This is a genomic window from uncultured Clostridium sp. (assembly GCF_947039605.1).
Taxonomy (GTDB): domain Bacteria; phylum Bacillota; class Clostridia; order Clostridiales; family Clostridiaceae; genus Sarcina.
Genome location: NZ_CAMQZG010000080.1, coordinates 1 through 7,980 on the forward strand (window position 1 = coordinate 1; position 7,980 = coordinate 7,980).

7 protein-coding genes are annotated in these 7,980 nt (G+C 27.9%); 3 read left to right on the plus strand and 4 right to left on the minus strand.

The genetic code is table 11. The annotated features are described in order from the left end of the window. Positions 1-14: 14 nt before the first annotated feature. A complete protein-coding gene (locus Q0V24_RS16590; protein ID WP_297523212.1) occupies positions 15-545 on the minus strand; it encodes a hypothetical protein in 531 nt (176 codons plus the stop codon). Positions 546-877: 332 nt separating this feature from the next. Here Q0V24_RS16590 and Q0V24_RS16595 point away from each other — a divergent pair, with 332 nt between their 5' ends. Beyond that, a complete protein-coding gene (locus Q0V24_RS16595; protein WP_297523215.1) occupies positions 878-3,661 on the plus strand; it encodes an SH3 domain-containing protein in 2,784 nt (927 codons plus the stop codon). Positions 3,662-3,733: 72 nt separating this feature from the next. Here the strand turns inward: Q0V24_RS16595 and Q0V24_RS16600 are convergent, their stop codons facing one another. Continuing rightward, positions 3,734-4,258 (minus strand): NUDIX hydrolase, encoded by a 525-nt coding sequence (locus Q0V24_RS16600; RefSeq protein ID WP_366938324.1) that lies wholly within the window; start codon positions 4,256-4,258, stop codon positions 3,734-3,736. A 328-nt stretch (positions 4,259-4,586) separates the two neighbouring features. On the opposite strand from Q0V24_RS16600, the gene Q0V24_RS16605 reads away from it, so the two are divergent. Continuing rightward, complete coding sequence (locus Q0V24_RS16605) at positions 4,587-5,342, plus strand: threonine/serine exporter ThrE family protein (protein WP_297523217.1); 756 nt, start codon at positions 4,587-4,589, stop codon at positions 5,340-5,342. A 1-nt stretch (position 5,343) separates the two neighbouring features. Beyond that, positions 5,344-5,796 carry a threonine/serine exporter family protein gene (locus Q0V24_RS16610; protein ID WP_297523218.1) on the plus strand — a complete coding sequence of 151 codons (453 nt, stop codon included), beginning with the start codon at positions 5,344-5,346 and terminating at the stop codon, positions 5,794-5,796. Between the two features lie 64 nt (positions 5,797-5,860). Here Q0V24_RS16610 and Q0V24_RS16615 read toward each other — a convergent pair whose 3' ends face one another. Together Q0V24_RS16615 and Q0V24_RS16620 are read right to left on the minus strand one after the other, a co-directional pair. After that, entirely contained in the window at positions 5,861-7,231 is a 1,371-nt protein-coding gene (locus Q0V24_RS16615) for a hypothetical protein (RefSeq protein WP_297523220.1), read from the minus strand. 129 nt (positions 7,232-7,360) lie between these two features. After that, positions 7,361-7,980: hypothetical protein (locus tag Q0V24_RS16620; RefSeq protein WP_297523221.1), on the minus strand; the 620-nt coding region annotated here is incomplete at its 5' end.

Below are 7,980 nucleotides of genomic sequence, written 5' to 3' on the forward strand. Positions count from 1 at the left end.
TATAACAGTTTATTCTATATTTTATAATGCTCTCGTACAATTTTCACTTCTTCTTCTATATCTTTATTCTTCTTTATATCGTAAATATATTCAATAATCTCATCTACTGTAGTATCTGTATAACTACAAATAAAATTTAATACTTTTTGTACAAGTTCAACATCAAAAGGACCTAATATAGACTCATTATTTTTTCTAAATGCTTCATATACATCCTCAAACACACCATCTATTAAAAGAACTAATAAATGATACGGATTATTATATAGTTGCTTAATATTTTTAGTAATATGCTCTATCCTATCAATATTAGTATCAATTATATCTAAAGTATATTTTATATCCATATCTTGCATAAGTTCATATCTTAAAAGCGAAAACTTTGCAAACTCATCTGACTCCATACAATTTGATTTATCTGAAAAAAGTTCTTCTAATATATTATAAATTGCTTCCTTACTATCTCTTCTAACAAACTTTCCCTCAAGGCATTTCTCAAGTTCTTCTCCATATCCTTTTCTTATAATAGTTTTAGTAAATATCATTCTTTTATCCGCCTCCAAAAGCTTCTAATATCATTTCTGTCTAATGCTGCTAATCCTACAACATCCAATACTAATTATATTTTAATATAAAAAAACTATAAATTGGAGATATTTTATAAAATATAACTTATTGTTAAAAATATTGGAAATTGCATACAAATATATAACTACTTTGACTCTATCTCTTTTCCCCTATCATTTTGTTACATAAAAGTTAAATTTCTGTATCTTTTTCTTTATTATTTAATTGGAAATTATTGATATAATGTCTATACTGGAAATATTTAGTATTAACTAAAGATAAAAATATATATTTAAGGAGTAATTTAAAAATGCAAAAGAAAAATATATTAAGAATGCTAATGTTAGCTGGTGCTATTACAATTGTAGTTGGTTCTACAGCACCTATTAAACATAATGCAGAGTCACAAAATCACATTTTATTAACTCATCAAACAAAAGCACCTGTAAAAGTTACAAAAAATGAAAATTTAACTAAAGGTGATACTTCAAATCAAGAATTAACAAATTTAGAAGCTACTAATCTAAAAGGAAAAGCCATAAAAAAAGATGGAATGGTATTCTCAGGGATTTCAGCAATGAAAATTGCTCCAAATATGACTAATAGTTTTCTTGCTACACCAGGGTTTGACTCTGAAGGATTCGCTAGTTCTATAAATAGAAACTTATATAATTACGAACTTAATTTAGAAAATGACCAAAATACAATGAAAGAGGCTATAACTTTAAATGGTGGAAATCCTGTTAATACATGTGTATTTTTCCAATCATCAGCACTAAGAGGAATTAATCAGAATGTTCCAACTAGTATAGGTTATACTACTCATTTAGAAAATTGGCTTTCTAATAATGGATGGAGCAAACATAGTAATTTTGCTTATATCCAAAAAGGTGACCTATGTTTCGCTAGTTATTATCATACATTCTTATTTATGGGATGGAAAGATAAAGCACGTGGTATAGCATGGGTTATGGGAAATGAATCTTTTGTTCAACCATACTACAGAAAAAGAAACTTAAATGGGCAAAGTCCTCAAATATATGGAGATAATTCTTATACTGGTGCTACTGTTTATTGGACACATGGACAAGGTTATCAAGGGCCTGAATCAAATCCTCTACACAAAAATGAATATAATGCCTTTGGATCAACAACTGTAAAGACTCAGACTTCTTTATATCAAAATCAAGGAAGTGGGCGTGTTTATAGTCAAATTCCAAAAGGAACTAATTTACCTGTCATAAAATCTCAAAATGGTTGGTATCAAGTTTATTATAAAGAAAATCTTGGTTGGATAAATGCAAGTGCGGGTAATGGTATTGCTGAAAGTTTAGGTGGTAGTGTTGGTACTGCTAATACTATAACTGGCTCTAATATTGGTGGTCCATACAAACATATACAATCTACAAAGGATCCATCTATTGGAACTGGAGTTATAATAGCTAATGGTCTTTGGTTAAATAGTGAGCCTAAAATAGGAACTGGCATAAAAGTTTTAACTAGAGGTGCTAATATATCTGTTATTGCTCAACAAGGAAATTGGTACAAAATACAATATTATGGACAAATTGGTTGGATTTCAGCTAATCCTAATTATGTACAAACAATGATGTCACCAAAAAATCCTTCCCCAGCAGCTAATGCTCCAAAAAAATATATAGCTATAACACCACTCTCTGGAACAACAGTTGTTAATACAGCAATTTCTTTAAATAGTGACCCTGAAACTACACAAGATGGGGCTTCTATAATTGCTGATATACCAAGTGGAACTACAGTTCAAGTATTAGGAGAGACTCCTAATAAATGGTATAAAGTAATTTATAAAGGAAAAACTGGCTATATAGGTTCTTCATTTACAAATGGTTGTAATATAAATCCTAAATTAAAATGGGAAACTATAAACGGGAAAAAATATTACTATAATAATAAAGGTACTAAAGTAACTGGTTGGCAGACTATAAACGAAAATGTTTATAACTTTAATAATGAAGGTGTTATGCAAACTGGGTGGATTCATCAATGGGGTGTAAATTATTACTTCGCTGATAATGGTACTATGGTAAAAGGAATTCAAACTATTAATGGTAAAAAATATAAATTCAATAATCAAGGAATACTTCAAACTGGATGGCAGACTATAGATGGAAAAATTTATAACTTTAATAATGAAGGCGTTATGCAAACTGGGTGGATTCATCAATGGGGTGTAAATTATTACTTCGCTACTAATGGTGCTATGGTAAAAGGAATTCAAACTATAGATGGAAATGGCTATAACTTTAATAATCATGGTATTATGCAAACTGGATGGATTCATCAAGATGGTAAGAATTATTACTTTGCTGATAATGGTATTATGACAAAGGGCTGGGAAACTATAAACGGAAATGTTTATAACTTTAATAATCATGGTATTATGCAAACTGGATGGATTCATCAATGGGGTGTGAATTATTACTTCGCTGATAATGGTACTATGGTAAAAGGAATTCAAACTATTAACGGTAAAAAATATAAATTTAATAATCAAGGAATACTTCAAACTGGTTGGCAGACTATAGATGGAAATATTTATAACTTTAATAATGAAGGCGTTATGCAAACTGGATGGATTCATCAATGGGGTGTGAATTATTACTTCGCTGATAATGGTACTATGGTAAAAGGTTGGAAAACTATAGATGGAAAAATTTACAACTTTAATAATCATGGTATTATGCAAACTGGGTGGATTCATCAATGGGGTGTAAATTATTACTTCGCTACTAATGGTGCTATGGTAAAAGGAATTCAAACTATAGATGGAAATGGCTATAACTTTAATAATCATGGTATTATGCAAACTGGATGGATTCATCAAGATGGTAAGAATTATTACTTTGCTGATAATGGTATTATGACAAAGGGCTGGGAAACTATAAACGGAAATGTTTATAACTTTAATAATCATGGTATTATGCAAACTGGATGGATTCATCAATGGGGTGTAAATTATTACTTCGCTGATAATGGTACTATGGTAAAAGGTTGGAATAAAATTGCTGGAACTTGGTATCATATGAATAATCATGGTATTGTTATTAGTAATTAGAAATAAAATTTTTAAATAAATAATAATATTAACGCCTACATTTTAATAAATGTAGGCGTTAATTTATTAAAATTATAAAAGATAAGCCAAAATAGAAACTGTTTTACAATCTATAATCTCACCATCTCTTATCTTTGATTTCATCGCATCTAGTGAAATTATAACATTCTCAGTAAATTCATCTTCATCTGTATTCTTTATACCCTTTTCTAACCCACTTGCTTTATATAAATGAATTATCTCATTGCAAAAACCTGGTGCTGTTGCTATTTTACCTAAATACTCTATCTTACTTGCTTTGTAACCTGTTTCTTCTTCAAGCTCTCTTTTAGCACAAGCCATAGGGTCTTCACCTTTATCAAGCTTTCCTGCTGGTATTTCTAAAGTTTCACGCTCAATAGCTTTTCTATATTGCTTAACAAGTAAAACCTTCCCATCATTAAAAATTGGAAGAATTGCAGCTGCCCCTGGGTGTTCTATAAGGTTTCTTTTAGAAGTTGTTCCATCTGGAAGTTTAACCTCTAACAAATTCCATTTCAAAAAGTTATTTTCACATAATACTTTTGAACTTATTGTTTCTTCTTTTAAATCTATCATTTTAGTTCACGCTCCTTGCTATATTTCACATAATATATATTTATTATATCAATAAATATATTATTAATAAAAAACAACTATGTAACTTTATAAATAACAGGTAGATTTTCAAATTAAAGCATCTACTTTTTTAGATTTCTTTATCTTCATATATGTTTCTTATCTTTTAAAAATTACAGAAAAATTTGTATTTTATATATATTTTCACAGTATATTTAATGATATAATTTTTTTGACTATTAGAGAAAATTATATTAATTTGAATATATTAATAAAAGTAATTTAAATCTAAAAACTTTTTAATTTATGGGGGATAAAACTTATTGATATGAAAACTAAAAAAATATTAACTATTGCACTTGATATAGGTGAAAATATGCTAAAGTGCAATGCAGAAATAAACAGGGTCGAAGATACTATTATAAGAATTTGTAAAAGCTACGGAATAGTAAAAATAGATATTTTTGCTATTAAAACTTTAATAATTGCAACTATAAGAGATGAAAATGGGCTAAGCTTTAGTGAGAATAGAAGAATTTACGCTAGTGATATTAATCTTGAAAAATTAGAAGAGTTAAATAGTTTATCAAGATATATTTGTGATAATACACCTAGTGATACCTACATAGAAAATGTACTAAACAATTTTACATTATCAGATTTTTCAACAACAAAGAAAAATCTAATTGGTGGAATACTAGGTTCTATAGGATTCTGTATATACTTTGGTGGAAACTTTAGAGATGCTATAGCAGTAGGAATTATAGCAATAATATTCTTTGTACTTAGCAAACATCTAAAAAACATCTTGGTTAATCCAATAATTTTCACTGGAATAATCTCTTTTATTATAGGATGCCTTGCTATCGCATCTGTAAAAATTGGACTTGGTGTTAATGTTGATAAAATAATAATTGGTGATGTTATGCTTGTAATACCTGGAATGGCAATGGTAACCTCATTTAGAGATATGCTTTGTGGTGATATTCTTGCAGGGACTTTTAGACTTGTAGAAACAGCCCTTATAACAATATCCATCACCTTTGGATTTGCATCTGCACTATACCTTGGAGGTATGATGTAATATGGAACATATAACTCAAATAATAGCCTGTGCTATTGGTGCACTTGGCTATGCACTAATGTACAATGTAAAAAAGGATAAAATACTAGTGGCAACTCTTGGTGGATTTTTTACCATAACAACTTATATAATTTCAAATGAAATATTAGATAATATATTTCTAGCAACAACCTTAGCATCAGCAGTAATAACTTTTTACTCTGAAATACTTGCAAGAAAGCTAAAATCACCTGCTACTGTATTTTTACTACCTGGAATTATACCTCTTGTACCTGGAGGTGGTCTATTTTACACAATGACAGGCCTTCTAACTAAAGATAGTGAAACATTTATGCACTATGGAATGAGCACCTTTGAAACAGCCGCAGGAATCGCTATAGGGGTAATTATTGCCTCCTTACTTGTGCAACACATAAATACTGCTTTAGCTAAAAAAGCTAATCATATTATGTAATTAAATAAAATAAAAATCTAGTATAGGTTTAACCCTCTACTAGATTTTTTTATAGTTAAATTTCTTATAAAATCTTATTAAGTTCATCAACAAAAGCTGGTTTTTTCTTGTATTTCTCTAATAATTCATCAACTAATTTAGTTTTTCTTTCTAAATCAGCATACTTTAAAAACTCTTTTATATATTTACATAAAGCTTTATATCTTTTTCTATCACTAGCTCTATCTGCCTCTTCTTTTATGAAAAACTCATATATATCTGCAACTTCTTTTTTATAAATTCTAAATAACTTATCTGCATAATATGTTATGCTACTTGGGTCTTTTACAACAACCTCAAGTAATGCTTCCATATCATCTTCTATAAGAATTAAGTTTATATACATTGAATCCTTATAAAAATAATCTTTATTTTTAGTCTTTTCATATTCCTTTAACTTCTCATAGAGTTCTTTTTCTTTCCCTGTACTCATCAATTTCAATTCATTATAATATGCAAAATTTCTATCCTTATATAATTCCATAGCAAGTTTATACTGCTCATCTTTTGCTCCCATTTCCTTATAAATATTATATCTTAAATTCTTCCAATCACTAACAATACCTCTATATTGTTTATCAACCTCTTCTCCCTCAATAATAATTTTAAGAGCCATCTCATAATCTTTCACCTTTAAATATTCATCTATAACTAATTTTCTAAATGAACTTATATTAATATTATCATTTATAAATTTTTGTATTTCTTTTTCGCTTGCAAATTTTCTTTTCATATCTAATAAAATATGCTTATATGCCTCAATTTCATACCCACCATATTCTTCATCATTTGCTTTTTCTAAAAGAAACTCTACTTTATTTTCTAATTTTTTTCTTAATATATCATTATCTACAAGTATTAACGCAATATTAATTATTGATACTATATACTCACCTGAAAAGTCTAATACTTCATTTTCTGTATATTTAAGTAATTCACTAAAAATTTCATTTCTACTTTTATCATTTTCCTCACTTACAGTTACTGCTTGATTCTGTAAATTTTCTAAGCAGCTATATACAAGGTCACCTATATCTCCATTTGAATCATCTGCAAACTGAAAAGATTCTATTGCTTTTGTCATAAAAATAAGAGTATTAGTTAGATTATCTTTTATATTTGTATTTTGAGTTACTTTATCTAATATCTCAAACATATCATTTGCAAAGTAACCTACTTCTCTATACTCAATAAACTCATGTCTTCCTGCATACTTTTTAATTACTTTATCAATTACACTTTCTAACTTCTTTTTACCCACTGATGAAGATTCTGCATATTCAAAAAGTAATTTTTCTTTTATGATTTTATCTTTTTCACAAATTTGCATTAATATTTCTATAAGCTCATCTTTTTTTAATCCATTAAAAACTGCTCTAATATCTTTCTTTGCCATTTTATAAATCCCTCCATTATTTTTTTTATATTTCTTACATATGTATTTTGACTTCTCTATCTTCTTGTCTTAAGTATAACATCTCTGCAAACTAAATATTGCATTCTAAAGAAAAATCATAATATCAATTTATACAAAACTTGAACTTGGATCATCATATAAATCCTCATACTCTTCCTTAGTTCTTGTTCTTCCCTCAAAGCTTGAAAACTTTCTTTTACCCACTCTTTTATTTATAACAAGCTTTGCATTATATTTTCTTGATAAAACTTCAAAGTACATTACTGTATTTAAAATAATTGTACTAATATACTTTTCTGCACCTTTTTCATTTATAGTTTTATAAATCTCACTTACTCTTTTTAAAACACTATTTTTTATAATATCCTTTTTGATTTTAAGTTCTTTAAATAGTTTTACTGTAATTTCTTTAGCAGTGTTTAAATCCTTTATATAAGTATTATATAAAATCTCTTTTTGTTTAGGTTTCTGCACTATCCCATACTCTTCAAAGCTAATGTTTTCAATGCTTTCAAACCTATCTACTCCGTTCTTCTTTTCATTCTCATTATCGTTCTCTTTTCCATTCTCCACCTGCACAAAACTATCTGACTTTCTTATAACTTTATAAGAGTATTTTTGCTTACTTACAGATAATTGATTCTTTATAATTTTTATAAGACCAAGCTTCTCTAGTAACTCAATTCTTCTTTTAAGCATTGATAAAACCATCTTATACTTTCTTTTAG